Genomic DNA, 23,945 nt, shown 5'->3' on the forward strand with positions numbered 1-23,945 from the left:
TCGACAGACGTCATCGGAATAGCGTCGACAAAAAATTATTGGTTTGGGCGGCCTCAATTCCTCGCTCAAGGCCGACGGGTGGTGCTGTGCCATGCGATCTCAGATCGTGCGCGCGAACCATGGGCCAATGCGCCACATTCAAACTGATGAAGGGCATCCGCCATGAGATATCGCAATCTTGGAAGAACCGGAGTTCAGGTCAGCGAGTACATGCTCGGCACGATGAGCTACGGATCGGATGGGAATACTGACGAGAAAGAGTGCATAGACATCCTGCACAATGCACTCGATCGCGGCATCAACTTTATCGACACTGCTGACACTTACTCCCATGGTGAATCCGAGGAGATCGTCGGCAAAGCGATTGCAGGCCGTCGAGACAAAGTGGTGCTTGCGACCAAGTTTCGTTTGGCAGCCGGTGAAGGGCGCAACGAACAAGGCGCGTCGCGCTACTGGATTATGAAACAGGTCGAGAACAGTTTGCGAAGACTGAACACCGATCACATCGATCTTTACCAAATGCATCGGCCCGACCTTCAGACCGATCTTGATGAAACACTCGGTGCTCTCGACGATCTCGTGGCCCAGGGCAAGGTTCGGTATATCGGCTGTTCGACATTGCCGAGCTGGTACCTGGCAGAAACCCAATCCGTAAGCCGATTGAACAAGACGGCGCGATTCATCAATGAAAGCTCGCCCTACTCGATTTTTCAACGGGCTGTGGAGAGGGAGACCCTTCCCGCCGTTCAACATTACCGTATGGGTTTTACCGCCTGGAGCCCGCTGAACGGCGGCTGGTTAACTGGCAAGTACAAGACCGATGGCTCACCGCCGCCAGGATCAAGGGCCGAGCGCGTCAAAGGGCAGTGGGGACAACACTATCCCATCTTGCAAACCCGCTTCGACATGCAGCGCGAGGGCAATAGGCGCAAACTGGAACTGCTTCCAGAACTTGAGCGCGTTGCGACGGAGGCAGGTTTGTCCCTCATGCACATGGCTCAGGCATTCCCACTCGCGCACGCCGCTGTGACGTCTGTGATCCTCGGACCTCGCACGCTCGAGCAGTTCAAGAGCATGGAAGCGGGATTTGAGACAGTTCTCCAGTCCGCGACGCTTGACCGGATCGACGAGCTTGTTCCGCCGGGATCGCTCATCGAAGAGGCCGACCGCGGCTACGTTTCGCCGTGGCTCGCGCCAGAAGTTCGCCGTTATGCAGGGAAGGCTGTCTGAGTAAACGGCAAATACGACGGGGCTTGGGTGTCAGTTAAAAAATTCGTCCGCTTGCCAATTGACCGACGCGCAATCCTGACACCGCGTCTCCGACCAAGCCACGGTCGAAGAACCGTTGATTTTTAAAGACTAAGAGGGCCGATGACCGACATTGTTTTCAACCACGCCACTGTGCGAGAGAGAGCAGATATGTTGACCTTTCTTCGACTGAGCGCGGAGCGAGGACTGCAGACCGTTTCCGTATGGGGAGACGAAATTGCCAAGATCGGGGAAAATGACGCCCTCTCTGTTTTGCACGATCTCGGAATGACGGTCTCTGGATACAATCGTGTTGGGCCGTTGTCAGCGGGTTCCCTTGACCAGGCCGAAGCAGAGCTCGAGCGGGCCGCCAGATTTGAGGCTGATCATGTCTTCCTATTTACCGGAGGCTTGCGAGACAATGAAAAGGACTTGGGTTCAGCAAGACGAAGAATCGAGGATTCAATTGGCAAAGTCCTCGACAGCGCACGAAAAATTGGAGTGAAGCTGGCCATTGAGCCACTTCATCCTATGGTCACCGGCGACCGCAGCGTCATCTCCAGTTTGTCTCATGCAAACTCTCTGTGCGAAGCACTAGGCCCGGGCATCGGAGTGGTCGTCGATGTCTATCATTGCTGGTGGGACGAGCGCCTGCCAGCCGAGATCCAACGAGCGGGCGACGCAGGCTGGCTTCTTGGTTTTCACGTCAATGACTGGCTGATTCCAACACGGCATCTCCTGACCGATCGAGGCATGATGGGAGATGGGATCATAGATCTGCGCGGCATCTACTCGATGGTCCGAAGTGCCGGATACAAGGGAGCAGTTGAGGTCGAAATCTTCTCCACCGACTGGTGGTCTCGCGACCCGGCTGAGGTGATGGATATCGCGATCGATCGCTGCCGTAGCCTGTTCAGCGAGGAGTGAACTTATGCGAGCGAGTATTCCTAACCTCGACGGCAACTCACGTGTCTACGCTGTGTTTGGCGATCCAATCCACCAGGTCCAAACGCCGCGGCTGATCAACCCGATCTTTGCCGCCGCGAACGTTAACATTTACGCAGTGCCATTCCTGATAACCGCCGAACGTTTCCCGGCAGTGTGGGATATTTTCTCTGCCATTCCTAACCTCTGCGGTATCAGCACCACGATCCCTCATAAGGTCGCAGCGGCCAAGAGGTGTTCAACCCTCACGCCGACAGCAAAGGCAGTCGGTGCCGTCAACTGCGCGCAGCGCGGCGAGGACGGCCAGATGCACGGCGCGCTTTTTGATGGTGTGGGCTTTGTTAACGGTCTTGGCAAGGCAAAGTCACGACTGCGCGGCGCCCGCGTGCTGATTGTCGGAGCGGGTGGAGCTGGTCGCACTATCGCGTTTGCCCTCGCTGAAGAAGGCGCTGCGAAGATCGATCTTATGGACCTTTCTGCTGAAGCAGTCGCCTTCACCGCGGCTATGGTCAACACCTTCCGGGGTGAAAAATGCGCAGTTGCGGTCGATGGATCGGCAGGGTGGGACTACGATATCGTCGTCAATGCATCGCCGATCGGCGTCAAGGGAGACAGCAAATTCCCTATGCCGGCTTCCGCCATAAGGCCCGACATGCTCATCGCCGATATCGCCAGCTTAAGCGGCGAAACGGCCCTATTGCGCGCCGCCAAGGCAGCCGGTGCAACGGTGTCTGACGGCAATGACATGCTGCTGGCGCAGATCCGCCTGATGGCGGGTTTTGCGGCGCGTCTGCCAGCAGGAACCGCGCTTTGACAATCAGGAAAGAGAGAACTCATCATGAAGATCCAAGCCCAGGGTATCGTCCCCGTCATGCTTACCCCGTTCACACCGGATAACCGGATCGATTGGGAGGGTCTTGAGCGGCTGGTTGAATGGTATATCGCCAACGGCGCCGACACCCTGTTTGCCGTCTGTCAATCGAGCGAGATGCAGAAGCTATCGCTGGAAGAGCGAGTTGAGCTTTCCAAGAGAGTTGTCTCGCTGGCTGCCGGGCGTGTCCGGGTCATTTCGTCAGGAAACATTAGCGACAGTCGCGATGACCAGCGCGCCGAACTGGTGGCGATGGCCGGAACAGGGATCGATGCGCTGGTCCTGGTCAGCAACAGGCTCGACACAAGGAATGCAGGAACCGAAGCACTTCGCTCCAGCCTCGACGCCATCTTGAGCTGGCTCCCCAGCGACCTGGCCCTCGGTCTGTACGAATGCCCGGCTCCCTATCGCCGCCTCTTGAGCGACGACGAGTTCAAGCTGTGCCGCGATACCGGTCGCTTCGTAACGCTGAAGGATGTCTCCTGTGATCTTGAAACCGTTAAACGACGCGTCGCGCTCTCCGGCGATTCCGGCTTTGCGATTGTTAACGCCAATGCAGCCATCGCCGCAGCCGCTATTCGCGCTGGTTCGAAAGGCTTCTCTGGCGTCTTCACCAATATCCACCCCGACCTCTACGCTTGGCTTTACAAGCACGCTTCGGAAGACAGCGATCTGCGCCGCGAACTTGAAATCTTCCTGGCGCTCGCAGCGATGGCTGAACCGATGGGCTATCCTGGTCTGGCCAAGGTTTGGCACAAGCGCCTTGGCACCTTTGACAGCATCCATTCTCGTGTAACGGATTATGACATCGCCGAGCGGCACTGGGCAGTCATGGATCTTCTGGACCATATTCAGCAGGGGACGGAGACGTTTCGCGAGCGGATCAATCAGGCATCCTAACAAGCGGTGGCCGTCGGTTTTGCTCTTACCACGATCTTCCGCCCAGCGCGCCGTCGTCCAAGGCACTGATGGCGGGACGAACCGGATGCCTTCATCGTTCAGGCGACGCCGTTGAAATGACCAAGAGGCAGACATGACTTCTATGCTAGCCACCCCTGACGTAATTGCATTGGCTCAACAGCTATACAGCCTCCGTCATGACGGAAGCCAGGTACTCACAGTCAAGCTCGTAGCAGTGCCCGTAGCGCTTGAGGATGCGATCGACGTACAGAGTCAGTTGACGAAGCTTGAAGGAGCAGACGTCAACGCCTGGAAAGTAGCCAAATCGCCCGGCGGCGACCCCGTCGCCGCTCCGCTTCATCCCTATGTGGCTAATCCTCCCGATGTGGAAATCGCCTGGCGAAGGGGCATGAAAATCGAGGTGGAAATTACCGTTGAGCTTTGCCAGGATCTGCCTGTTCGCACGGATAGAACCTATGAGCGCGCCGACATCGAGGCCGCGATTTCCAACGCCTACCTTGGCGCTGAAATGGTTTGGAGCGGCATTTCGGAAGGCGGCACCATTTCCTTCCCCGCCTTCCTAGCAGATCGCCTAGGAAACATGGGGTACGTACGAGGGCCAGCCCTGCCCTTAACAGTCCTTCAGCCCGGCACGAACACTCCTCTCAAAGTTCGGCTCAACGGCCGAGCCGCCTTCGACGCTGCCGGACACCACCCGACGAAAGATCCGCTCACCTGGCTCTGCGACTACGCAAACAATCGATCGAGGGCTGCAACAGTGCTCAGAGCAGGCTCGATCATCACGACGGGGAGCCTCTGCGGTGCAATCGAGGTTTCCGGTCCGGGCGACGTGTCCATCAAGTTCGGCGAGCATGCTGTGCTGAATTTCGAGCTTAGTGAAGCCGCGAGATAAGGAGGCTGAAGCAATGCAGCTGAATGCCGTCTCCACTGTGAAAGCCTTGTCGCATACGAGCCGGTACCCCCTTCCCGATTGCCCACGCGGTCTTTCTTCGGGTTTTCCAAGCTCTGACATGAAGCTCATGCCTGAGCGCATCGGCAGAGCACAGCTATGGCGCGTGGATCACGATCGAGGGTCTACGTGCGGCGAACACTTTCTATCAACCAAACCTGGGTTGTGGCTGTCCACGGATAATGCCGAAGCCACGGTCAACACAGCTTCGAATTCGCACCAAGCGACAGGGAGACATCAATGATCATCAACACTTTTTCCTATCTTTGGAACTCCATTGCGGTGGAGGCGATGGCTGAGCTTACCAGACATGGCTTTAAGGTATTTGAGGTTCCCGTAAGTTCCCCTCACTGCTGGCCGGACGAGATGTCCGCAAGATTGCGATCTGATGCGAAGAAGCAGCTCGACGATCATGGCGCGACCGTCAGGTCGCTGAACGCTGGCGGATACGACATCAACCTCGCCAGCCCGGCCGCAAACATGAGGCGCAAAAGCTCGGACCATATTAGAGATGTTATCCAGCTTGCAGTCGATTGGGGAGTGACGGACGTCGTGATCTCTCCAGGGACACGTCGTCCAATGATTTCCCCTACGGTTCCTCAAGCTCTTGGGTGGTTATATGAAAGTCTCGACGTGCTTCTGCCGGTTGCGAAGCAGGCCAGCGTGCGGCTACTCATGGAGAATACCCCATATTGTTTCAGACCGACGATCGGTGAACTCGTGGGCGTTGTTGACGAAATCAAGAGCGACAACTTGAGCATCGTCTATGACGTCGCAAACGCGGCCTTTATCGGCGAGGATCCCGTAGCCAGTCTTCTATCACATCACTCGCACATAGGTCTCGTCCATATCTCGGATACGGGAACGGACGTGTGGGGGCACGATCCTATCGGCACGGGGGTCGTAGATTTTGAGGGTTTGGGGCGCGCCGTCGATTCAGTTTTCAGCATCGATCGCGTCGTTCTCGAGATTATTCGCGAAGAAGAACCGCTGTTGGAAATTAACAAAGGACTGCAGGAGCTCAAGAAAAGGGGCTGGGGGATTGATTGATGAATCCCTAGCGCGATCACTCTCCATGCGCGCGAATCTTCGGGAACTTCGGTGGCTGGAATGAGCTTAATGCGGTAATCCACCTAAAAGAGCTGGATACCAGTGGGGATCTACCCGCACCTGGTGTGACAATGAAGGACATTCACCTGGTTACGGCAACATCTCGCTCAGCATGTGGGCTGAAATTGCAGAACTCGATGTATGTCTAGAATTAGGTTGCGAATTGGAATCGGTTTCCATAATGTTGAATTGTTCAATCGGAGAAGCGTCTATGAGAGTCTTAGTCAGTGGAGGAAGTCGCGGAATTGGCGCTGCGGTTTGCATCCGGATCGCCGAAGCCGCAGCATCAAGAGGCGAGCGAGCAAAGATCGCCGTCTGTGGCCTTGGTTCATCCGAAGGGCAACAGGATGTCGCGCGTTCGGTGCGCGCCTTGGGAGGCGATGCTATTGAGCTATCCGGAGACCTGGCCGATGTTGATGTGGCCCCAAGGCTCGTAAAGACGGCGGTATCGGAATTCGGTGGTCTAGATGCTCTCGTTGCCAATGCCGGCGTGGCGAGTCCCGGAAACATCTGTGATCTGACGGTTGCCGATTGGGACAAGATGTTCGCTGTCAACCTTCGCGGGGCATGGCTTCTGGCCAAGTACTGCTACCCGCATTTGAAACAGAGCCGAGGCGCAGCATGCTTCACATCGTCAATGTCGGGACAAGTCCCCCATGCGGGATCAGGTGCATACAGTCCAACCAAAGCGGCGCTAACTATGCTTGCGAAAACCCTCGCTCTAGAATGGGCGCCCGATGGCATCCGCTCAAATATAGTCTCTCCAGGAATGACGCACACTCCAATGTCTGCAAAGATGTACGCCGATCCAGCGATCAAGCGGGCACGAGAGGATCTAATCCCACTTTCGAGGATCGGCGATCCAAGAGACATTGCTAATGCGATTGAGTTCCTGATAAGCCCACTTGCGAGTTACATTACCGGTCAAGACCTCTGCGTCGATGGCGGCTTCTCCAAATCTATTCTAAGTCACATCCCAGGGCGTCCAAGCTCAGCCCCGTAATCGGCATGTCGATCCAGCACGGCGGATGTCATGCCGCCTGTATCCCATAAGTTTTGTAAATGAGGGCGGCGATGGATTTCAGGCAAATGGAAACGTTCGTTTCCATCGCGTCAGGCAGTTTCGGTCGCGCGGCCAATCGGCTTCACATCACCCAGCCTGCCATTTCGCTCCGGATATCCGGTCTGGAAGAGGAGCTGGGGGTCAAGCTTTTTGATCGGCTCAATGGCAGCATTCAGTTGACTACGAAAAGCTCGCTTACGCGGACGGAGTGCTCGACAGCGCGCACATTTGCAGCCATAGCTATCTGCACTTTTCGGTGAGATGGTATGCAGATGAATGACAAATGCCATTGCGCTTTTTGAGCCGCCTTCGCCCCTCTCGTTTCTTTTTAGTTGCTCTTGAATTTATCTGAACCGACAATCTCAATCATGTGGGATCGCCTATTTATGGAACTGCGGCGTTCCGGGCCGCCTTCGTAGTTTTTCTCGATGCGACTTTTGTTTTTAGGTTTCACTTGGCATAGAGCGCGCGCGACCGCTCGAGATGTTTCAGGATTGCCATTTCGGCGCCGTCGACGTCATTAGCTTCGAGGCGATCGACTATCTCATCATGTTCGGCGAGCGTGAACTTTTCCTTGCCGGTCCAGATCAGCATTTCGGTATGATATTCCTTCAGCCAGGCAAGCATGGCTTCGCTGACGGCGATGTAGATCGGATTGCCGGAGATCTGGGCGATGCGGGTGTGGAACTCCATATCGGCATCTATGAATTCTTCGGCCCGGCCGAGTGAGTCGCGCTGGCGCTCGATGATTGCCCTGAGGTCTTTTATATCATTTGCCGAAGCCCGCTGTGCGGCCTCGCGGGCCATGCCGCGCTCGAAGAAGATGCGGGCGCTTTTCAGGTGCTCGAGCGAGTCGGCCGATTGCGACAGCATGATCTTGGCGGTGAGATCGACCTGGCGGAAGATCGATTTTGCCGTGAGCCGCAGCACCTTCGCGCGCTCGCCGTGCGAGATGCTGACGAGACCCTTGTTGGCGAGCGATTGCATGGCCTCGCGGATCGCCGGCCGGCCGACGCCGAAGCGCTCCATCAGCACCCGCTCGGAGGGCATCTCATCGCCGGGCTGAAGCTCGCCCGAGGTGATCATCCGCTCGAGTCGATCAAACACTTCGTCGGAGAGTTTCCGGCGGACGATTTGTTCGATGGGCTGGGTCATGAGATCTCGCTGGCTCAAAATGCTTCCTCCTAACAGTTTTCCGCGCCGAGAACAAAGCTCGCGCCTGAAAATTTGCGCCGCCGAAGATTCCGCTTTTCATCAGTTGGAATACTCATTATACCAGATCACAAGTTGGCGCCATGACAATCTGCGTTGGCCGAGAGGAGGAGCCGTCCGTTCATGATGATTACCCTGACCTACCGCATCGAAACGGCCGGCAGCGTCGAGGCGATGGCTGAGAAGATCGCCAGTGACCAGTCGACCGGAACCTTCGTGCCGGTTCCGGGCGAGACCGAGGAGCTGAAATCACGCGTCGCCGCCCGGGTTTTTGCGATCCGCCCGCTCGAGAATGCGCGCCATCCGACCTGGCCCGAGGCAGCGCCCGGCACGCTGCTTCACCGCGCCGATGTCGACATTGCCTTCCCGCTGGAGGCGATCGGCACCGATCTTTCAGCGCTCATGACCATCGCGATCGGCGGCGTCTATTCGATCAAGGGCATGACCGGCATCCGCATCGTCGACATGAAGCTGCCCGAAGCTTTCAAGAATGCCCATCCCGGGCCGCAGTTCGGCATACCGGGCAGCCGTCGCCTCACCAGCGTTGAAGGCCGACCGATCATCGGCACCATCGTCAAGCCGGCGCTGGGGCTGCGGCCGCATGAGACGGCGGCGCTCGTCGGCGAACTGATCGAGTCGGGCGTCGACTTCATCAAGGACGACGAGAAGCTGATGAGCCCGGCCTACTCGCCGCTCAAGGAGCGCGTCGCCGCGATCATGCCGCGCATTCTCGATCACGAGCAGAAGACCGGCAAGAAGGTCATGTATGCCTTCGGCATCTCGCATGCCGATCCCGACGAGATGATGCGCAACCACGATATCGTCGCGGCGGCCGGCGGCAATTGCGCCGTCGTCAATATCAACTCGATCGGCTTCGGCGGCATGAGCTTCCTGCGTAAGCGCTCCAGCCTGGTGCTGCATGCGCATCGCAATGGCTGGGACGTGCTGACGCGCGATCCGGGCGCCGGCATGGATTTCAAGGTCTATCAGCAGTTCTGGCGGCTGCTCGGCGTCGACCAGTTCCAGATCAACGGCATCAGGGTCAAATATTGGGAGCCGGACGACAGCTTCGTCTCCTCCTTCAAGGCCGTCAGCACGCCGCTGTTCGATACCGCCGATTGCCCGCTTCCGGTCGCGGGCTCCGGCCAGTGGGGCGGGCAGGCGCCGGAGACCTACCTGCGCACCGGCCGCACCGTCGATCTTCTCTATCTCTGCGGCGGCGGCATCGTCAGCCATCCCGGGGGGCCTGCGGCCGGGGTGCGCGCCGTGCAGCAGGCCTGGCAGGCGGCGGTCGCCGGCATTCCGCTGGAGGTCTACGCCAAGGACCATCCGGAGCTCGCCGCCTCGATTGCGAAATTCAGCGACGGCAAGGGCGCGTGACGGCGATGGATGGACCTCTCGTCAGCTATTATGGGGATGATTTCACCGGCTCCACCGATGTCATGGAGGCTTTGGCCTCGAACGGCGTCGAAACCGTGCTCTTCCTCGACATTCCCAGGCCGGAGCTGCTTGCCCGTTTCAGCCATTGCCGCGCCATCGGCATTGCCGGAACGAGCCGCAGCGAGACGCCGGCATGGATGGAGGAGCACCTTGCGCCGGCCTTCGACTGGCTGAAATCGCTCGGCGCTTCGATCTGCCATTACAAGGTCTGCTCGACCTTCGATTCCAGCCCCGGCATCGGCAATATCGGCAAGGCGATTGAGATCGGCTGCGCGACTTTCGGGCAATCCATCGTGCCCGTCATCGTCGGCGCGCCGCAATTGAAGCGCTATACCGCTTTCGGCAATCTCTTCGCCGCCTATCGGGGCCGCGTCTTCCGCATCGACCGCCATCCCGTGATGAGCCGCCATCCCGTCACGCCGATGGCTGAGGCGGATCTCGCGCTGCACCTGTCGAAGCAGACTTCCCTGCCCGTGCTGCTTGCCGATCTCGTGGCGATCGCCGTGGCCGATGCCGACCGGCGGATCGACGAGCTGACGTCGCATCCGGAAGGCATTCTGCTCCTCGATGTCGATTCCGAGGCGACGCAGGCGGCGGCCGGCCGGCAGATGCTGCGTGTCACCAACCGCTCGGGAAGCTTCGTCGCCGGCTCCTCGGGCGTCGAATACGCCCTGCTCAGCGTCTGGCGGCAGGCCGGCGTGATCGGTCAGGACAGCGCTGAATTTCCCGATATCGGCGCGGTCGATCGCCTCGCGGTCGTCTCCGGCAGCGTCTCGCCGACGACCGAGCGCCAGATCCGCACCGCCGTCGAAAACGGCTTCGAAAGCATTGCGCTCGATCCGCTCGCACTGGTCTCGGATGGCGAAGCTGCGGTGGATGCAGCGGTGCAGGCCGGTGTCCAGAAGCTGAAGGAAGGCAGGAGCGTGATCCTCTCCACGGCGCTCGGCCCATCGGCCGACCGCGGCGCCGATATCGACAGGCTTCCGGGCGCCCGGCATCGGCTCGGCAGTGCGCTCGGCACGATCCTGCGCCGGCTGATCGAGGCGGAAGGGCTGTCGCGCGCGGTCGTCGCCGGCGGCGACACGTCGAGCCACGCGCTGCGGCAATTGAAGATCGATGCGCTGACGACGCTGCTGCCGCTGCCCCAGACGCCGGGCTCGCCGCTCTGCCTTGCACATGGCGTTTATCAGCCGACCAACGGTCTGCACATCGCATTGAAGGGCGGGCAGGTCGGCACGGACGGCTATTTCGCGCAGATCCGTGACGGAAGGAAGAACTGATGGTCGTCTGGGTCGGCACCAGCTTCAAGATGAACAAGACGCTTGACGAAGCGCTCGCCTTCGCGCGCCGCCTCGCCGATGCGGATGGCGAGCGCGATATGCGCGTGCAGCGCTTCGTCATCCCCTCCTTCACCTCGCTGCGCGAGGTCAAGCGCGTGCTTTCCGAAACATCGGTGAAGGTCGGCGCCCAGAACATGCATTGGGAGGATGCCGGCGCCTGGACCGGCGAAGTTTCGCCCCTCATGCTGAAGGATTGCCGGCTCGATCTCGTCGAGCTCGGCCATTCCGAACGGCGCGAACATTTCGGCGAGACCGACGAGACCGTCGGCCTCAAGGTTGCCGCCGCGATCCGCCACGGCCTGACGCCGCTGGTCTGCATCGGCGAGACCCTGCAGGAGCGCAACGAAGGCCGAGCCGACGCCGTGCTGCGGCGGCAGGTCGAGGCCGCCCTAAGGGGCGTCGACACCGAGGCCGGCGAGGCTCCGATCCTGCTTGCCTACGAGCCGGTCTGGGCGATCGGCGTCAACGGTATTCCAGCGACGGCCGATTACGCCTCTGAGCGGCACGGCAAGATCGCCGAGGTGGCGAAATCCATTCTCGGCCGCCCGGTGCCGGTCCTTTACGGCGGCAGCGTCAATCCCGGCAATTGCGAGGAACTGATCGGCGAGCCTGATATCGACGGCCTGTTCATCGGCCGCTCCGCCTGGTCCGTCGAAGGCTATCTCGACATTCTCGCCCGCGTCAGCGCGGCGATCGACCGCTCATCTCCACGCCAGATGGCGAGCGAAAGGAAACTGCCATGAAGATCGCAATTGGCGCCGACAGCGCCGGCAAACCGCTCCTGGATGTCATTGCCGCCCATCTCGCCGGCAAGGCGGATCTCGAAGTGCACGATCTCAGCCAGTCCGGCTTCTATGCCGATCTCTCCCAGCGGCTGGCGCAAACGATCGTCGACGGCGAGCATGAGCGCGGCATCCTGTTCTGCGGCACCGGCATCGGCGTGTGCATCTCCGCCAACAAGGTGCCGGGCATCCGCGCAGCCCTGACCCACGACACCTATTCGGCCGAACGCGCGGCGAAATCCAACAACGCCCAGATCATCACCATGGGCGCGCGCGTCATCGGGCCGGAACTGGCGAAATCGATCGTCGACGTGTGGCTCGCCTCCGAATTCGACCCCCAAGGCCCATCGGCCGGCAACGTGCAGGCCATCGACCGGCTCGATGCGGAAAAACATCAGGGCTAAAACGCCCGACTAATGATATGGTGATTGACTCATCATACCAGTATATGATCCTATCCAGAACTGAAAAGGTGAGGAAAACCATGACCAAGATTGCTCTCTTCGGCGCCGGCGGCAAAATGGGATACCGGCTTGCCAAAAATCTCAAAGGCTCGCGCTTCGAAGTGCGCCATGTCGAGGTGAGCGATGCCGGCAAGGCCCGCCTGAGGAACGATCTCGGCCTTGATTGCGTGCCTGTCGATGCCGCGCTGGACGGCGCCGACGTCGTCATCCTCGCCGTGCCGGATACGGCGATCGGCAAGGTCGCGGCCGGCATCGTCGACAAGCTCGCGCCCGGCACCATGGTGGTGGCGCTCGATGCAGCGGCGCCCTTCGCAGGCCATTTGCCGAAGCGCGACGACCTCACCTATTTCGTCACCCATCCCTGCCATCCGCCGATCTTCAACGACGAGACGGACATGGAGGCCAAGAAGGATCATTTCGGCGGCCTCTTCGCCAAGCAGCACATCGTCTCGGCGCTGATGCAGGGTCCCGACAGCGCCTATGCGCTCGGCGAGGAAATCGCCAAGGTCATCTGGGCGCCGGTCATGCGTTCGCACCGGGTTACGGTCGATCAGCTCGCCATGCTCGAGCCCGGCCTTTCCGAAACCGTCTGCGCCTCGCTGCTCGTCATCATGCGCCAGGCGATGGACGAATGCGTTGCCCGCGGCGTGCCGGCGGAAGCCGCCCGCGATTTCCTGCTCGGCCATATGAATGTGCTCGGCGCAGTCATCTTCAAGGAGGTCGACGGTGTCTTCTCGGATGCCTGCAACAAGGCGATCGAGTTCGGCATCCCGGCGCTGATGCGCGACGACTGGAAGAAAGTCTTCGAACCGCAGGAGATCGCCGAAAGCATCCGGCGCATCACCTGAACCGGCCCCGGGGGAGGCAAATCCTCCCCCGCAAACCGCTCCGGAGACGGGGCACCGCTCCGGGGAGACGGAGCGTCATTCACAACAGGGAGGAAAGTATGAAACTGACACGCAGACTGACACTCGCAGCCTTTGCCAGCGCGCTGGCGCTCGGCACGGCCATGCCGGCTTTCGCGGCCGATCTCATCGCCATCATCACCCCGGCGCACGACAACCCGTTCTTCAAGGCCGAAGCCGTCGGCGCCGAAGCCAAGGCGAAGGAGCTCGGCTACGAGACGCTCGTCATGACCCATGACGACGACGCCAACAAGCAATCGGAGATGATCGATACGGCGATCGGGCGCGGCGCCAGGGCGATCATCCTCGACAATGCGGGCGCGGACGCTTCCGTCGCCGCCGTCAAGAAGGCCAAGGATGCCGGCATCCCGTCCTTCCTGATCGACCGCGAGATCAATGCAACCGGCGTCGCCGTCGCCCAGATCGTCTCGAACAACTATCAGGGCGCGCAGCTCGGCGCGCAGGAATTCGTCAAGCTGATGGGCGAGAAGGGCAATTATGTCGAGCTGGTCGGCAAGGAGTCCGATACCAATGCCGGCATCCGCTCGCAGGGCTATCACGACGTCATCGACGATTATCCCGAATTGAAGTCGGTCGCCAAGCAGTCGGCCAACTGGAGCCAGACGGAAGCCTATTCGAAGATGGAAACCATCCTTCAGGCCAATCCCGATATCAAGGGCGTCATCTCGGGCAATGACACGATGGCGATGGGCGCGATCGCAGCGCTGCAGGCCGCCGGCCGCAAGGATGTGATCGTCGTCGGTTTCGACGGCTCCAACGATGTGCGCAACTCCATCAAGTCGGGCGGCATCAAGGCGACCGTACTGCAGCCCGCCTATGCGCAGGCGCAGCTCGCCGTGGAGCAGGCCGACGCCTACATCAAGAACAAGACGACGCCGAAGGAAGAGAAACAGCTGATGGACTGCGTTCTCATCAATGCCGACAATGCCGGCAAGCTCGAAACCTTCGCCCTGACGAACTGATCCGCCGCGATTTGCAGGGGGCGCGACCCGCGCCCCCTGCAATTGATTTCGCAAGACGCCGAGGTTCACCCGCATGTTGAGAATGAAGGGCGCTTTGTTCGCTGCCGTCGTGGCGGCGGCCTTGCCCGGTTGCAAGATTATCAAGACGCCGACCGCGGAGGAGAAGGCGGCGGCAGCGGCCAAGACCGCTTTCGATCCGAATGCCAAGGTCGAGGCGATCTGGCAGCCTCAGGTCGTGCCCTATTTCGAAAAGCGCGCCGGCGAGCTGAGGGACGTCATGCAGCTCGTTTCCACGAGCCCGGATGCTGCGGGCGAAAAATACGGCAATCCGCGCAAGCAGAGCAGCTCGCCCTGGACCTATGCGGTGAAGATAACCGGCACGGTCGTCGCGGCCGACACGGCCTCGCGCGCGGCGACCCTCGATGTCGACGGCGACGGCGACGGAAAGGCCGATGCGAAGGTGCAGATCGGGCCGGCGTTGCGCGGCACAGCGCTTCGCGACACGCTCGATTTCGTCAATTTCAACGAGTTCAAGAACCAGATCGAATGGGCGCAGTTCGGCAAGGCATTCAACGAGAAAGCCAATGCCGCCTTCCTCTCCGCTGTTCCGCGCGACGGCCTCACGGGCAAGACGGTAACTGTGATCGGCGCCTTCCCGCTGCCGAGGAGCGGCGAACTGCCGCTCGTCACACCTTCGGAACTGAAGGTGGGATCATGACGGCGGCGGAGACAATTCAGGACGATATCATCCTCAGCCTCGACGACGTGTCGAAGGTCTATTCCGGCATCGTCGCCGTCAAGCGCGCCAATCTGGAGCTGCGCCGCGGCGCGGTGAATGTTCTCGTCGGCGAAAACGGCGCCGGCAAATCGACGCTGATGAAGATCATCGCCGGCGTCGAGCGCCCGACGCTCGGCCGCATCATCCTGGACGGCAAGCCGGTTGCCTTCGACAGCCCGGCCGACGCGCAGGCGAACGGCATCGGCATGATCTTCCAGGAGCTCAACCTCTTCGCCAACATGTCGGTCGCCGAAAACATCTTCGCGCGCCGCGAGATCACCCGCGGCCTGCTCGGCATCGATCACAAGGCACAGGTCGAAAAGGCCAATGAATTTCTGCGGCGTCTCGATGCCGGCATCGAGGCGGACACGATGGTCGAGGACCTGCCGATCGGCCAGCAGCAGCTGGTGGAGATCGCCAAGGCGATGTCGCTCGATGCCCGCATCCTGATCATGGACGAGCCGACTTCGGCGCTGTCGGCGGCCGAGGTCGAGATCCTGTTCAAGGTGATCGCCGAGCTGAAGGCGCAGGGCGTAGCGATCGTCTATATCTCGCACCGGCTGGAAGAGCTGATGCGGATCGGTGACTACATCACCGTGCTGCGCGACGGCCAGATCACCGGCCATGCCATGGTGCGCGATATCGACACGCGCTGGATCGTGCGCTCGATGATCGGCTCGGACGCCAAGGATTTCGCGAAATCCGTCACCCATTCGGTCGGCAAGGAAGTCTTCCGCGCCGAAAACATCAGCCTGCCCCGGCCGACCGGCGGGCTTGCGGTCAACGACGTCTCCCTGTCGGTCAAGGCGGGCGAGATCCTCGGCATCTACGGCCTGATGGGCGCCGGGCGCAGCGAATTCTTCGAATGCGTGATCGGGCGCCACACGCATTCGAGCGGCAAGATCTTCATCGACTGCAAGGAGGTACGCGCCCGCGACACCACGCGGCGCATCCGCCGCGGCCTGGCGCTGATCCCGGAAGACCGGCAGCGCGAGGGGCTGGTGCAGGTGCTCTCCATCGCCTCCAACCTGACACTCGCAAGCCTGTCGCGCTTCACCCGGCTCTTCCATATCGACAGCGGCGCGGAAAAGAGCGCCATTCGGGAGGCGATCCGCGATCTGTCCATCAAGGCGCCGAACCCGGATTTCGAGGTCACCTCCATGTCCGGCGGCAATCAGCAGAAGGTGGTCATCGGTAAGGCGCTGATGACCAATCCGAAGGTGCTACTGATGGACGAGCCGAGCCGCGGCATCGATGTCGGCGCCAAGGCCGACGTCTTCCGCACCATGCGCCGGCTGGCGGCAAACGGGCTCGCCATCTTGTTTTCGACCTCCGACCTCGAAGAGGTCATGGCGCTATCCGACCGCATCGCGGTCTTGAGCAATGGCCAACTGGTCGCCGTCTTCGACAGGGACGAAGCGACGGAAGACGCCATTATCGCGGCCTCGGCCAAGGGACACGGACATCAAGGGAAACTCGCATCATGATGGCGGCTACCTCAACTCTTGCGCCGAAGGGCGCCAACGGCTCTGCGCTTCTGACGCTGATGAAGCTCAGGACGTTCATCGCGCTCTTCGCCGTCATTATCTTCTTTGCGATCTTCGCGCCGAACTTCACCTCGACGGCGAACATGATCCTGATGTCGAAGCATGTGGCGCTGAACGCGTTCCTCGCGATGGGCATGACCTTCGTCATCATCACCGGTGGCATTGACCTCTCGGTCGGCTCGATCGTCGGGCTCTGCGGCATGGTTGCCGGCGGGCTGATCCTCTACGGCATCGAACTGCCGATCGGCTACACGATCTATTTCAACCTCTTCGAGATCGTGCTGATCACGCTGTCAATCGGCCTTGTCATCGGTCTCATCAACGGCCTGCTGATCACCAAGCTCAACGTCGCGCCCTTCATCGCCACGCTCGGCACGCTCTACATCGCCCGCGGCCTGGCGCTGCTGTCGTCTGATGGACAGACCTTTCCGAACCTTGTCGGCCGGCCGGAATATGCCACGACCGGTTTCGACTTCTTCGGCGCGGGCCGTGTTCTCGGCCTGCCGGTGTCGATCTGGATCCTGATCGTGCTGGCACTCGCGGCCGCCTATGTCGCCCGTTCGACACCGATCGGCCGCCACATCTTCGCCGTCGGCGGCAATGAGCGGGCGGCGCGCATGTCCGGCATCCGCGTCGATTTCGTGAAAATCTTCGTCTACATGTTCTCCGGCCTTTGCGCGGCGATCGTCGGCGTCGTCATCTCCTCGGAGCTGATGGCCGCGCATCCGGCGACCGGCGAAAGCTTCGAACTCAATGCGATCGCGGCAGCCGTGCTCGGCGGCACCTCGATGTCGGGTGGTCGCGGCACGATCGGCGGCACGATCATCGGCGCCTTCGTCATCGGCATTCTCTCCGACGGTCTGGTTATGATGGGCGTTTCCTCTTTCTGGCAGATGGTCATCAAGGGCCTCGTCATCATCATCGCCGTGGTCGTCGATCAGGCGCAGCGCCGCCTGCAGCAGCGCGTCACCCTCATGCAGATGGCAAAGGCAGGTTGAAATGACCGGATTGAAAGGCGCGTTGATCGGCTGCGGCTTCTTTGCGATCAACCAGATGCACGCCTGGAACGATGTCGACGGCGCCGGCATCGTCGCGATCTGCGACCGCGATCCCGAGCGTTTGAAGATCGTCGGCGATCAGTTCGGCATCGAGCGGCGCTACAGCGATGCCGAAGCGATGTTCGCCGATGGCGGCTTCGATTTCGTCGATATCGCCACGACGGTTCAGAGCCACCGTGCGCTGGTGGAAATGGCCGCCCGAAACAAGGTGCCGGCCATCTGCCAGAAGCCATTCGCCATGACGCTGGCGGATGCCAAGGCGATGGTCGAGGCCTGCCGGGCTGCCGGCGTGGCCTTGATGGTGCACGAGAATTTCCGTTGGCAGACGCCGATCCAGGCGGTGCGGAAGGCGCTCAATGCCGGCGCCATCGGCACGCCCTTCTGGGGCCGCTTCTCCTTCCGCTCGGGTTATGACGTTTTTTCCGGCCAGCCCTATCTCGCCGAAGGCGAGCGTTTCATCATCGAAGATCTCGGCATCCATACGCTCGATATCGCCCGCTATATCCTCGGCGATGTCAGCGCGCTGACGGCCCGCACGAAGCGGGTCAATCCCAAGATCAGGGGCGAGGATGTGGCGACCATTCTGCTCGACCATGAGAACGGCGCGACCTCAGTCGTCGACGTCAGCTACGCCACGAAGCTTTCGAAAGAGCCCTTCCCCGAGACACTGATCGAACTCGACGGCTCTGAAGGCACGATCCGCCTCAGCCAGGGCTACGGCCTTAAGATCACCAACGCCAGGGGCACGACCAGGATGGATGTCTCGCCGAAACTGCTGTCTTGGGCCTCGCGGCCCTGGCACAATATCCAGGAGAGCGTCTTTGCGATAGAGCAGCATTGGGTCGACCAGCTCAGGCGCGGCGCGGAGCACTCGACCTCGGGCGCCGACAATCTGAAGACCTTCGCCCTCGTCGAGGCGGCCTATGACAGCGCTGCGCGCGGCCAGACGATCGATGTCGGGGCGATGCTGCGATGACGACGGATGCGTTCCAGCTTTACGGCACCCGCGCACAGGAGAAGCGGCTTGTTCGCCTGACGGCGGGAAAGCTGACAGCCGATCTCGCCGACGGCAACCTCCGCAGGATCCGCTATGACGGGATCGAGGTCCTGCGGGCCGTTTCCTATCTCGTTCGCGACCGGGACTGGGGCACCTACAGCCCTGAGATTGCCGATCTCAAGATCGAGCAAGATGGCGACCGTTTCGAAGTCACCTACCAGTCCCGTTGCGAAGGGCCTAGCGAAGCGAAGCTCATCATTGACGTCCATATTACGGGAGCTCAGGACCGGCTCGACTTCGAGGCCGAAGCCGTCACCGAGACCGGCTTCGAGACCAACCGCTGCGGCTTCTGCATCCTGCATCCGATCGTCGGCGTCGCCGGTTCGCCGGCGACGGTCGAACATGTCGACGGCCGCGTCGTGGCGACGCGTTTTCCCGATCTCATCGAGCCCTGGCAGCCGTTCAAGGAAATGCGCGCCATCGCCCATGACGTCATCCCCGGGTTTGCGGCGGAATGCCGGATGGAAGGCGACACCTTCGAAATGGAGGATCAGAGGAACTGGTCCGACGCCTCCTACAAGAGCTACGTCCGGCCGCTCGCCCTGCCATGGCCCTATCAGATCCCGGCCGGCGAAGCCGTCCGGCAGAGGACGTCGCTGATCATCCGGGATACCGGCCGTACCGAGAAACCTTCCTCGTCCCAGATGCCGGGCGCGGCGATCAGGCTCGAACTGGGTACGCGGACCGGCGCCATGCCTAATATCGGTTTGATCGTGACGCCGGAGGAGGCCGATGCGACGCTCTCGGCAAAGTCTCTACTATCGGAGATCACGCCGCGCGAGCTTCTCTTCCATTTCGATCCAAATGCGGGACACGGCATCGACGCGCTTGAGAATTTTGCCGCAATCGCCGCTGTCCACCGCGGCCGCTCGACGCTGGAGCTCGCGCTTCCCTGCAAGTCGTCGCCGGCGAGCGAGGCGGCCGAGATAGCCCGCCAGATGCAGCAGGCGGGTTTCAAGCCGGATGCGATCCTGATCTCGCCTTCCGTCGACCGACAGTCGACGCCCCCGGCAGCCAATGGCCGGACTGCCCTCCCCTCGAGGAGGTCTATGCCGCGGCCCGCGCTGCCTTCCCTAGCATTCGCATCGGCGGTGGTATGCTGAGCTATTTCACCGAGCTCAATCGCAAACGTGTGTCGGCGGGCGAGATCGATTTTGTCAGCCATTGCACCAATCCGATCGTGCATGCGGCTGACGATCTCAGCGTCATGCAGACATTGGAAGCCCTGCCCTTCATCACCCGCTCCGTCCGTGCGATTTATGGCGATAAGCCTTATCGCATCGGCCCGTCGACGATCCCGATGCGGCAAAATCCCTATGGCAGCCGCACGATGGACAATCCCGCCGGTGGACGCATTCCGATGGCCAACCGCGACCCCCGCCACAACGGCCGTTTCGCAGAAGCCTTCGCGCTCGGCTATGCGATCCGGGTGCTGGATGCCGGTCTCGAATGCCTGACGCTTTCGGCGCTGACCGGTCCTTTCGGCCTGATCGCTGGTGCTGATGAACCCGTCGAACGAGGCGGGCGGCGGCCGCTCTTCAACACGGTGCAGACCTTGTCGGCACTCGCAGGCGCCTCCTGGCAGGAATGCGTCTCGTCCTCACCCCCCGAAGTACTGTCTTTCGTGGCGCGGGATGCAGCAGGCGCCAAGCTCTACATGGTCAATCTCACAGGCGAAGAGCGAAGGGTCGGTGGCAGCGCATTGGATGGAGAGGTGCAGCTCGCGCCGTTCGCGACGGCCGCCTTGCCGCTGGCGGATTGACCTCTGGCCCGCCCGCCGCATCTATGCAGTCGGAGCTCGTTCTGGGGAGGATCGGCGTGAAGACGAAGAAGCTTATCAATGCAGGCGCGGATGCCGTCGATGAGATGCTGCAGGGCGTTCTCGCGGCGCATCCCGAACACCTCTATGCCGTGGACGGCGTGCCGCGGGCCATCATTGCCCGAGACGGGCCGCGCAAGGGCAAGGTCGGGCTGGTGATCGGCGGCGGCTCCGGGCACGAGCCGACCTTCCTCGGCTATGTCGGGAAGGGGCTCGCCGATGCCGCCGCGGTCGGCAATGTCTTCGCCTCGCCGCCGCCCGATCCGATCATAGCCTGCGCCAAGGCCGTCGACGGCGGCGTCGGCGTGCTCTTCATGTACGGCAATTATGCCGGTGACGTGATGAACTTCGACATGGCGGCGGAAATGCTGGCGCTCGACGACATCGCGGTGCGCACCGTGCTCACCACCGACGATGTCGCGTCCGCCCCGGCCGATCAAAAGGACAGGCGGCGCGGCGTGGCGGGCAATGTCTTCATCTTCAAGGCCACCGGCGCTGCCTGCGATCTTCTCTATTCCTTCGACGAGGCCGAGCGCGCCGCCCGCCATGCCAATGCGCGCACCTATACGATGGGCGTGGCGCTCTCGCCCTGCTCGCTGCCCCAGACCTTGAAACCGAACTTCCAGATCGGCGAGGAGGAGATGGAGATCGGCATGGGCATCCACGGCGAGCCCGGCGTGGCGCGCGGGCCGCTGAAGACGGCCGATGCGGTGACCGACGAGCTGATGGACGATCTTCTCAGGGAGATGAAAGCCGAGCGGGGCGATCGTGTCGCCGTCCTCGTCAATTCGCTCGGCTCCACGCCGATGATGGAACTCTACATCATGATGCGGCGCGTCAAGGCGCGGCTCGACGAGGCCGGGCTCGTCATCCACACCTCGCTCGTCGGCAATTACTGCACCTCGCTCGAAATGGCAGGCGCCTCAGTCACGCTCATGCATCTCGACGACGAGCTTCAACGGCTGATCGACCATCCCTGCAATTGCGCCATGTTCAGGAGGTGATGATGGCGATCACGACCAAAGACCTGCAGCATCTCTTTGCCCTGATCGCCGCCGATATCGCGGCGAATCGCGACCATCTGTGCGAACTGGACGGCGCGATCGGCGACGGCGATCACGGCCTCGCCATGGATGCCGGCTGTGAGGCCGCGGTCAAGGCGGTCGCTGCGCTCGATCCCGCGCAGGCTGCGCCGACGGCCGCCTTCAATGCGGCGGCAAAGGCGTTCCTGAACGCGGTCGGTGCATCGTCAGGCCCACTCTATGCAACAGCCTTCATGCGCGCCGGAGCCGCCGTGAAGGATAGGCAGGAACTCGGCGATGAGGAGTTCGTGCGCGCTTTTGCAGCGATGGCTGAAGGCATTCAGGATCGCGGCAAGGCGGAGCCCGGCGAAAAGACCATGGTCGATGCCTGGAAGCCTGCGGCCGATGCAGCGCTCGATGCCGTGGCATCGGGAGCATCCCTTCAGCAATGCTTCGGTCTGGCGGAGCAGGCCGCGCGCCAGGGCTGCGACGCGACCCGGGACATGACAGCGGCAAAGGGGCGGGCATCGCGACTGGGAGACCGGGTGATCGGCCATATCGATCCCGGCGCTGCATCGGCGGCCATCATCATCGCCTCCATCGCGAAATTCGCGCAACCTCATAATGGCTAGCTCATCATACTAGGTGAGATGTAAATGATCATCTGCGACAAGGAGCCGGCTTATCAAGAGGAAGACGGTAATGCTGACCCTATTCGCGAAATTGAAGACTGCGACCATCGTCGCAATCGCCATGGCGTCTTTCGCCGCGACGCCGGTTCTTGCCGAGCACATCACGCTCTGGGCGCTCAACTTCGACAACAACGCTGCCAATGGCGCACTGAAGAAGGTGGCGACGGATTTCGAAGCGGCGAACCCGGGAACGCATGTCGAGATCGTTCAGCGCGCCGTAGCCCACATCGCTGGAACGCCACCTTCTTCATCGATTTAGCCTAGGGGCCTGGCCGTCTGGCGCCCCGTTGCACGCGATATGGAAGAGGCCATGGACAAAGGCTTGCCGTTCCTGGGCAATAAGACTGAAAAATACGGTCTCATCTGACCCGGTTTACCGGATATTCTGGATTCAGCGGCCGCTCGGGTGTCTGGCTGAAGAGTTCTCGCCGTCACCGGCAAGGCGCATGGCGCGCTGTCTCTTCAGCACACTCCGATTTTCATTCGGCTCGTGCACGCGAAACAACTCTTCAGAAATATCACGCTGTTTGTGATATTGTTATTGCTGCTTGCTGCCTTCCCCCTCCTATGCCATTTGCCTATTAAAATAAGATGCTTGAACGGCTCACGCCCGGGCTCTAGTTTCGAAGAGGTGGCGGCGTTTCGATCGACCATCAATATGGGGGAATCTTGGATGGCACGCATTACGCTGAGGCAACTGCTCGACCATGCTGCTGAGGAAGGCTACGGCGTTCCCGCTTTCAACATCAACAATATGGAGCAGGCGCTCGCCATCATGGAAGCCGCGGACGCGTGTCATGCGCCGGTTATCATGCAGGCGTCGCGCGGAGCCCGCGCCTATGCCAATGACATTATGCTCAAGCATATGATGGATGCTGTCGTAGAAATCTATCCGCATATTCCGGTCTGTGTGCATCTCGATCACGGCAACGATCCCTCCAACTGCATGACGGCGATCCAGGCGGGCTTCACCTCGGTGATGATGGATGGTTCGCTGAAGGCGGACGCCAAGACGCCCGCCGACTGGGCCTATAATGTCGGTGTCACCAAGATGGTGACCGATATGGCGCATTTCGGCGGCATCTCGGTAGAAGGCGAACTCGGCGTTCTCGGGTCTCTGGAGACCGGCATGGGCGAGGCGGAGGACGGCCACGGCGCCGAGGGCAAGCTTTCGCATGACCAACTGCTGACCGATCCGGACGAGGCTGTGAAGTTCGTGCGCGAAACCAAGGTCGATGCACTTGCCATCGCGATGGGCACATCGCATGGCGCCTACAAGTTCACTCGCAAGCCGGACGGTTCAGTGCTGGCGATGAACATCATCGAAGAAATTCACCGCAAGCTTCCGAACACCCATCTCGTCATGCATGGCTCGTCCTCGGTCCCGATCGAGCTGCAGGAGATCATCAACAAGTATGGCGGTCAGATGAAGCCGACATGGGGAGTGCCGGTCGAGGAAATCCAGCGCGGCATCAAGAACGGCGTGCGTAAGGTCAATATCGACACCGATGGCAGAATGGCGATGACCGGTCAGATCCGCCGCGTGCTGCAGGAGGACCCAAGCGAATTCGACCCGCGCAAATATCTGAAGCCGGCAATGACGGCGCTCACCAAGCTCTGCAAGGAGCGCTTCGAACAGTTCGGCACTGCCGGCATGGCCGGCCGCATCGCGCCCCTTCCCGTTTCGGAAATGGCGAAGCGTTATAAATCCGGTTCCCTCGATCCGGCTTTCTCCTGAA

Annotated in this window: 22 protein-coding genes and 3 pseudogenes; 24 read left to right on the plus strand and 1 reads right to left on the minus strand. The window is 60.9% G+C overall.

The features are described 5' to 3' along the window. The first annotated feature begins 162 nt into the window (after positions 1–162). From MHI61_RS30590 to MHI61_RS30625, 8 genes are all read left to right on the plus strand, one after another. On the plus strand, positions 163–1,230 hold the full coding sequence (locus MHI61_RS30590) for an aldo/keto reductase (RefSeq protein ID WP_239793566.1): 1,068 nt from the start codon (positions 163–165) through the stop codon (positions 1,228–1,230). Positions 1,231–1,371: 141 nt separating this feature from the next. After that, positions 1,372–2,175: a sugar phosphate isomerase/epimerase family protein gene (locus tag MHI61_RS30595; protein ID WP_239793567.1), complete on the plus strand. Its 804-nt coding sequence runs from the start codon at positions 1,372–1,374 to the stop codon at positions 2,173–2,175. Positions 2,176–2,179: 4 nt separating this feature from the next. Next, positions 2,180–3,007: a shikimate dehydrogenase gene (locus MHI61_RS30600; protein ID WP_239793568.1), complete on the plus strand. Its 828-nt coding sequence runs from the start codon at positions 2,180–2,182 to the stop codon at positions 3,005–3,007. Between the two features lie 24 nt (positions 3,008–3,031). Further along, positions 3,032–3,964, plus strand: coding sequence for a dihydrodipicolinate synthase family protein (locus tag MHI61_RS30605; RefSeq protein ID WP_239793569.1), 933 nt, complete (start codon positions 3,032–3,034; stop codon positions 3,962–3,964). A gap of 133 nt (positions 3,965–4,097) precedes the next feature. Further along, positions 4,098–4,877: a 2-keto-4-pentenoate hydratase gene (locus MHI61_RS30610; protein WP_239793570.1), complete on the plus strand. Its 780-nt coding sequence runs from the start codon at positions 4,098–4,100 to the stop codon at positions 4,875–4,877. 297 nt (positions 4,878–5,174) lie between these two features. Next, complete coding sequence (locus MHI61_RS30615) at positions 5,175–5,984, plus strand: sugar phosphate isomerase/epimerase family protein (RefSeq protein WP_239793571.1); 810 nt, start codon at positions 5,175–5,177, stop codon at positions 5,982–5,984. A gap of 271 nt (positions 5,985–6,255) precedes the next feature. Then, positions 6,256–7,047, plus strand: a complete 792-nt coding sequence (locus tag MHI61_RS30620; RefSeq protein WP_239793572.1) for an SDR family oxidoreductase — start codon at positions 6,256–6,258, stop codon at positions 7,045–7,047. 86 nt (positions 7,048–7,133) lie between these two features. Beyond that, complete coding sequence (locus tag MHI61_RS30625) at positions 7,134–7,367, plus strand: LysR family transcriptional regulator (RefSeq protein ID WP_239793733.1); 234 nt, start codon at positions 7,134–7,136, stop codon at positions 7,365–7,367. Positions 7,368–7,557: 190 nt separating this feature from the next. Here the strand turns inward: MHI61_RS30625 and MHI61_RS30630 are convergent, their stop codons facing one another. Further along, complete coding sequence (locus MHI61_RS30630) at positions 7,558–8,262, minus strand: transcriptional regulator NanR (protein ID WP_239793573.1); 705 nt, start codon at positions 8,260–8,262, stop codon at positions 7,558–7,560. A 180-nt stretch (positions 8,263–8,442) separates the two neighbouring features. On the opposite strand from MHI61_RS30630, the gene oiaX reads away from it, so the two are divergent. The 16 genes and pseudogenes from oiaX to fba all read left to right on the plus strand — a co-directional run bounded on the left by oiaX (position 8,443) and on the right by fba (position 23,944). Next, positions 8,443–9,699, plus strand: coding sequence for a 3-oxo-isoapionate-4-phosphate decarboxylase OiaX (oiaX, locus tag MHI61_RS30635; protein WP_239793574.1), 1,257 nt, complete (start codon positions 8,443–8,445; stop codon positions 9,697–9,699). Between the two features lie 5 nt (positions 9,700–9,704). Next, positions 9,705–11,039: a four-carbon acid sugar kinase family protein gene (locus MHI61_RS30640; protein WP_239793575.1), complete on the plus strand. Its 1,335-nt coding sequence runs from the start codon at positions 9,705–9,707 to the stop codon at positions 11,037–11,039. Beyond that, positions 11,039–11,842 carry a triose-phosphate isomerase gene (locus tag MHI61_RS30645; RefSeq protein ID WP_239793576.1) on the plus strand — a complete coding sequence of 268 codons (804 nt, stop codon included), beginning with the start codon at positions 11,039–11,041 and terminating at the stop codon, positions 11,840–11,842. The genes MHI61_RS30640 and MHI61_RS30645 overlap by 1 nt, the downstream gene beginning before the upstream one ends. Next, positions 11,839–12,285 (plus strand): RpiB/LacA/LacB family sugar-phosphate isomerase, encoded by a 447-nt coding sequence (locus MHI61_RS30650; RefSeq protein WP_239793577.1) that lies wholly within the window; start codon positions 11,839–11,841, stop codon positions 12,283–12,285. Before MHI61_RS30645 ends, MHI61_RS30650 begins: the two co-directional genes overlap by 4 nt. An 80-nt stretch (positions 12,286–12,365) precedes the next feature. After that, complete coding sequence (locus tag MHI61_RS30655) at positions 12,366–13,193, plus strand: phosphogluconate dehydrogenase C-terminal domain-containing protein (protein ID WP_239793578.1); 828 nt, start codon at positions 12,366–12,368, stop codon at positions 13,191–13,193. Positions 13,194–13,291: 98 nt separating this feature from the next. Then, positions 13,292–14,233 (plus strand): D-ribose ABC transporter substrate-binding protein, encoded by a 942-nt coding sequence (locus MHI61_RS30660; protein WP_239793579.1) that lies wholly within the window; start codon positions 13,292–13,294, stop codon positions 14,231–14,233. A gap of 73 nt (positions 14,234–14,306) precedes the next feature. Then, on the plus strand, positions 14,307–14,951 hold the full coding sequence (locus MHI61_RS30665; RefSeq protein WP_239793580.1) for a DUF2291 domain-containing protein: 645 nt from the start codon (positions 14,307–14,309) through the stop codon (positions 14,949–14,951). After that, positions 14,948–16,498, plus strand: coding sequence for a sugar ABC transporter ATP-binding protein (locus MHI61_RS30670; RefSeq protein ID WP_239793581.1), 1,551 nt, complete (start codon positions 14,948–14,950; stop codon positions 16,496–16,498). The genes MHI61_RS30665 and MHI61_RS30670 overlap by 4 nt, the downstream gene beginning before the upstream one ends. Next, positions 16,495–17,556: an ABC transporter permease gene (locus tag MHI61_RS30675; protein ID WP_239793582.1), complete on the plus strand. Its 1,062-nt coding sequence runs from the start codon at positions 16,495–16,497 to the stop codon at positions 17,554–17,556. Before MHI61_RS30670 ends, MHI61_RS30675 begins: the two co-directional genes overlap by 4 nt. 1 nt (position 17,557) lies before the next feature. Continuing rightward, positions 17,558–18,592, plus strand: a complete 1,035-nt coding sequence (locus tag MHI61_RS30680) for a Gfo/Idh/MocA family oxidoreductase (protein ID WP_239793583.1) — start codon at positions 17,558–17,560, stop codon at positions 18,590–18,592. Next, a pseudogene (locus MHI61_RS30685) lies at positions 18,589–20,435 on the plus strand (hypothetical protein). The gene MHI61_RS30680 and the pseudogene MHI61_RS30685 overlap by 4 nt, the downstream one beginning before the upstream one ends. A gap of 56 nt (positions 20,436–20,491) precedes the next feature. Beyond that, the gene (locus tag MHI61_RS30690; RefSeq protein ID WP_239793584.1) at positions 20,492–21,496 is read left to right on the plus strand and encodes a dihydroxyacetone kinase subunit DhaK; all 1,005 of its coding nucleotides are present in this window, start codon (positions 20,492–20,494) and stop codon (positions 21,494–21,496) included. Between the two features lie 2 nt (positions 21,497–21,498). After that, the gene (dhaL, locus tag MHI61_RS30695; RefSeq protein ID WP_239793585.1) at positions 21,499–22,146 is read left to right on the plus strand and encodes a dihydroxyacetone kinase subunit DhaL; all 648 of its coding nucleotides are present in this window, start codon (positions 21,499–21,501) and stop codon (positions 22,144–22,146) included. A 70-nt stretch (positions 22,147–22,216) separates the two neighbouring features. Further along, positions 22,217–22,426, plus strand: a pseudogene (locus MHI61_RS30700) (carbohydrate ABC transporter substrate-binding protein); the annotation flags it as partial. Between the two features lie 45 nt (positions 22,427–22,471). Beyond that, positions 22,472–22,573, plus strand: a pseudogene (locus tag MHI61_RS30705) (sugar phosphate isomerase/epimerase); the annotation flags it as partial. 306 nt (positions 22,574–22,879) lie between these two features. Further along, positions 22,880–23,944 (plus strand): class II fructose-bisphosphate aldolase, encoded by a 1,065-nt coding sequence (gene fba, locus MHI61_RS30710; RefSeq protein WP_239793586.1) that lies wholly within the window; start codon positions 22,880–22,882, stop codon positions 23,942–23,944. The last annotated feature ends 1 nt before the right edge of the window (position 23,945 follow it).

It is taken from the genome of Rhizobium sp. K102, from assembly GCF_022385315.1.
In the GTDB taxonomy this organism is placed as follows: domain Bacteria; phylum Pseudomonadota; class Alphaproteobacteria; order Rhizobiales; family Rhizobiaceae; genus Rhizobium; species Rhizobium croatiense.

Bases quoted from the DNA above. Each gene is read 5' to 3' on its own strand.
- MHI61_RS30590 (WP_239793566.1), top strand. From the start codon at position 163: ATGAGATATCGCAATCTTGGAAGAACCGGAGTTCAGGTCAGCGAGTAC.
- MHI61_RS30595 (WP_239793567.1), top strand. From the start codon at position 1,372: ATGACCGACATTGTTTTCAACCACGCCACTGTGCGAGAGAGAGCAGAT.
- MHI61_RS30600 (WP_239793568.1), top strand. From the start codon at position 2,180: ATGCGAGCGAGTATTCCTAACCTCGACGGCAACTCACGTGTCTACGCT.
- MHI61_RS30605 (WP_239793569.1), top strand. From the start codon at position 3,032: ATGAAGATCCAAGCCCAGGGTATCGTCCCCGTCATGCTTACCCCGTTC.
- MHI61_RS30610 (WP_239793570.1), top strand. From the start codon at position 4,098: ATGACTTCTATGCTAGCCACCCCTGACGTAATTGCATTGGCTCAACAG.
- MHI61_RS30615 (WP_239793571.1), top strand. From the start codon at position 5,175: ATGATCATCAACACTTTTTCCTATCTTTGGAACTCCATTGCGGTGGAG.
- MHI61_RS30620 (WP_239793572.1), top strand. From the start codon at position 6,256: ATGAGAGTCTTAGTCAGTGGAGGAAGTCGCGGAATTGGCGCTGCGGTT.
- MHI61_RS30625 (WP_239793733.1), top strand. From the start codon at position 7,134: ATGGAAACGTTCGTTTCCATCGCGTCAGGCAGTTTCGGTCGCGCGGCC.
- MHI61_RS30630 (WP_239793573.1), bottom strand. From the start codon at position 8,262: ATGACCCAGCCCATCGAACAAATCGTCCGCCGGAAACTCTCCGACGAA.
- oiaX (WP_239793574.1), top strand. From the start codon at position 8,443: ATGATGATTACCCTGACCTACCGCATCGAAACGGCCGGCAGCGTCGAG.
- MHI61_RS30640 (WP_239793575.1), top strand. From the start codon at position 9,705: ATGGATGGACCTCTCGTCAGCTATTATGGGGATGATTTCACCGGCTCC.
- MHI61_RS30645 (WP_239793576.1), top strand. From the start codon at position 11,039: ATGGTCGTCTGGGTCGGCACCAGCTTCAAGATGAACAAGACGCTTGAC.
- MHI61_RS30650 (WP_239793577.1), top strand. From the start codon at position 11,839: ATGAAGATCGCAATTGGCGCCGACAGCGCCGGCAAACCGCTCCTGGAT.
- MHI61_RS30655 (WP_239793578.1), top strand. From the start codon at position 12,366: ATGACCAAGATTGCTCTCTTCGGCGCCGGCGGCAAAATGGGATACCGG.
- MHI61_RS30660 (WP_239793579.1), top strand. From the start codon at position 13,292: ATGAAACTGACACGCAGACTGACACTCGCAGCCTTTGCCAGCGCGCTG.
- MHI61_RS30665 (WP_239793580.1), top strand. From the start codon at position 14,307: ATGTTGAGAATGAAGGGCGCTTTGTTCGCTGCCGTCGTGGCGGCGGCC.
- MHI61_RS30670 (WP_239793581.1), top strand. From the start codon at position 14,948: ATGACGGCGGCGGAGACAATTCAGGACGATATCATCCTCAGCCTCGAC.
- MHI61_RS30675 (WP_239793582.1), top strand. From the start codon at position 16,495: ATGATGGCGGCTACCTCAACTCTTGCGCCGAAGGGCGCCAACGGCTCT.
- MHI61_RS30680 (WP_239793583.1), top strand. From the start codon at position 17,558: ATGACCGGATTGAAAGGCGCGTTGATCGGCTGCGGCTTCTTTGCGATC.
- dhaL (WP_239793585.1), top strand. From the start codon at position 21,499: ATGGCGATCACGACCAAAGACCTGCAGCATCTCTTTGCCCTGATCGCC.
- fba (WP_239793586.1), top strand. From the start codon at position 22,880: ATGGCACGCATTACGCTGAGGCAACTGCTCGACCATGCTGCTGAGGAA.